Below are 2,712 nucleotides of genomic sequence, written 5' to 3' on the forward strand. Positions count from 1 at the left end.
CCCCCCGCCCGCCGGAGCCGCCGCCCGGCCACCGGGTGCGGTCCGGCAGGATCGGGGCTGCCCGCGGTGTCCGGGGGCGCGGCCCGGAGCCGCCGAGGAGGGAGCCTGCGATGTTCTACGTCCTGGCCCGGTTCGTGCTGCGCCCGCTGTTCCTCGCGCTCTGCCGGCCGCACATCACCGGGCGCGAGAACGTGCCGCTCGACCGCCCGGTGATCCTGGCCAGCAACCACCTGTCCTTCATCGACAGCATCGCCATCCCGCTGGCCGCGCCGCGCCGGGTCGCCTACCTGGCGAAGGCCGAGTACTTCACCGGCCGCGGGATCGGCGGCTGGCTCACCCGCACGCTGTTCACCGCGCTGGGCGCCCACCCGGTCGAGCGGGAGACCCACCGGGCCGCGCAGGCGGCGCTGGACACCGCCCTGGGCATCCTGCGCGAGGGCACCGCGTTCGGCCTCTACCCCGAGGGCACCCGTTCCCGGGACGGCCGGCTGGCCCGCGGCAAGACCGGTGTCGCGTGGCTGGCGCTCACCGCCGACTGCCCCGTCGTCCCGGTCGCCGTGCGCGGCACGGACCGGGTCCAGCCGGTCGGGGCGCGGTGGCCGCGACCGCACCGCATCGCGATCACCTTCGGCGAGCCGCTGACCTTCCCCGAGCACCGCGGGCAGGCCGACCGCAACCGCGCCCGCCGCGAGGTGACCGACCGGATCATGCTGGCGATCGCCGACCTCTCCGGGCAGGAGAAGGCCGGCTGGGACGTCCCGCGCGAGGCGGTGTGAGCGGGGCGCTGCTCGTCGCCGGCACCACCTCGGACGCCGGCAAGTCGGTGGTCACGGCCGGCATCTGCCGGTGGCTGGTGCGCCAGGGCGTCTCGGTGGCCCCGTTCAAGGCGCAGAACATGAGCAACAACTCGGTGGTCGCCCCCGACGGCGCCGAGATCGGCCGCGCCCAGGTGATGCAGGCCGCGGCGGCGCGGGTCGAGCCGGAGGCGGCCATGAACCCCGTGCTGCTCAAGCCCGGCGGGGACGACTCCAGCCAGGTCGTCGTCCTGGGCCGGCCGGTCGCCGACGTCACCGCCCTCTCCTACCGGCCCATGAAGGCCGCGCTGCTGGAGCAGGTGCTCAGCAGCCTCGCGGACCTGCGCGCCCGGTTCGACGTCGTCGTCTGCGAGGGCGCGGGCTCGCCGACGGAGATCAACCTGCGGGCCGACGACATCGCCAACATGGGGCTGGCCACCGCGGCCGACCTGCCGGTCGTGGTCGTCGGTGACATCGACCGGGGCGGGGTCTTCGCCGCACTGCACGGCACCGTCGCGCTCATGCCGCCGGCCGACCAGCGGCTGGTCGCCGGGTTCCTGGTCAACAAGTTCCGCGGGGACGTGCGGCTGCTGCGCCCGGGGCTCGACCAGCTGACCGCGCTCACCGGCCGCCCGGTGCTCGGCGTCCTGCCCTGGCTCGGTGGGCTGGAGCTGGACGTCGAGGACTCGCTCGACGTGCCCGTGGCCGCCTCGGGGACCCCACCGGTCGGCGACGACGTCCTGCGCGTCTCCGTGGCGCGGCTCCCCCGGCTGTCCAACTTCACGGACCTGGACGCGCTCGCCGTCGAGCCGGGGGTGCTGGTGCGCTACGCCACCCGCCCGGAGGAGCTCGCGGACGCCGACCTGGTCGTGCTGCCCGGCAGCCGGGCCACCGTCGCGGACCTGGCGTGGCTGCGCGCCACCGGCCTCGCCGACGCGGTGCTGCGGCGGGCGGCGGAGGGGACGCCCGTGCTCGGCATCTGCGGCGGCCACCAGATGCTCGCCCGCACGATCACCGACGAGGTCGAGTCGCGGGCGGGGACGGTGGACGGGCTGGCGCTGCTGCCCGCCGACGTCCGGTTCGCCCGGGAGAAGACGCTCGCCCGCCCGGTGGGCCGCGCCCTGGGCGAGACGGTGCACGGCTACGAGATCCACCACGGCGTCGTGACGGTGGACGGCGACGCCGAGCCGTTCCTGGACGGCGCGCGCGCGGGCGCGGTGTTCGGGACGACGTGGCACGGCGCGCTGGAGAACGACGGCTTCCGCCGGGCCTTCCTCGCCGAGGTCGCCCGGATCACCGGCCGCCGGTTCGTGCCGGCACCCGCGACGGAGTTCGCGGCGGTGCGCGAGGCCCGGCTGGACCGCCTGGGCGACCTGGTCGCCGAGCACGCCGACACCGACGCGCTGTGGCGGCTGGTCGAGCAGGGCCCGCCCGCGGGCCTGCCGCTGCTGCCGCCGGGCTCGGGCTTCAGCCCCCGGTGAGCCGCGCCCGCACGTCCTCCGGCCACGGGGCGGAGCGGCCGTCGGCGACGCAGACGTAGGTGTTGCGGACGACGCAGCAGACCCGCTCGCCGACACGCACGGTGAACCGCACCGTCACGCTGGTGCGCCCCACCTTCTCCGTCCCGGCGTCCACGGCGACGACGTCGCCCCAGCGGGCGGACGACGTCCACTCCAGCGAGCTGGCCTTGACCACCGGGTCCACGCCGCGGGCGACCAGGTCGTCCCAGGCGAGCCCGAGCGACGCCCACCACCCGTTGGACGCCTCGTCGGCCCAGGTCAGGTAGTGGGCGTTGAAGACGACGCCCTGCTGGTCGCACTCGACGTATCGGACGGGGGAACTCCACACCTGCGGCACGGAGCGCCACGCTAGCCGCGCCACCGTCTACGGTCGTCGCGTGCCCACCGTCCCGCTGCCC

General features: G+C 76.1%; 3 protein-coding genes. 2 read left to right on the top strand and 1 reads right to left on the bottom strand.

Going from position 1 to position 2,712, the window contains the following annotated elements; genetic code table 11:
* Positions 1–110 precede the first annotated feature (110 nt).
* Both E9549_RS22595 and E9549_RS22600 read left to right on the top strand, forming a co-directional pair.
* Positions 111–776, top strand: a complete 666-nt coding sequence (locus tag E9549_RS22595; RefSeq protein WP_236828845.1) for a 1-acyl-sn-glycerol-3-phosphate acyltransferase — start codon at positions 111–113, stop codon at positions 774–776.
* Positions 773–2,275: a cobyric acid synthase gene (locus E9549_RS22600; protein WP_236828846.1), complete on the top strand. Its 1,503-nt coding sequence runs from the start codon at positions 773–775 to the stop codon at positions 2,273–2,275. The genes E9549_RS22595 and E9549_RS22600 overlap by 4 nt, the downstream gene beginning before the upstream one ends.
* Here E9549_RS22600 and E9549_RS22605 read toward each other — a convergent pair.
* Entirely contained in the window at positions 2,262–2,651 is a 390-nt protein-coding gene (locus E9549_RS22605; protein ID WP_236828847.1) for a thioesterase family protein, read from the bottom strand. The two genes, E9549_RS22600 and E9549_RS22605, sit on opposite strands and share 14 nt — an antisense overlap.
* Positions 2,652–2,712 lie beyond the last annotated feature (61 nt).

The organism is Blastococcus sp. MG754426, assembly GCF_021699055.1.
Lineage (GTDB): Bacteria > Actinomycetota > Actinomycetes > Mycobacteriales > Geodermatophilaceae > Blastococcus.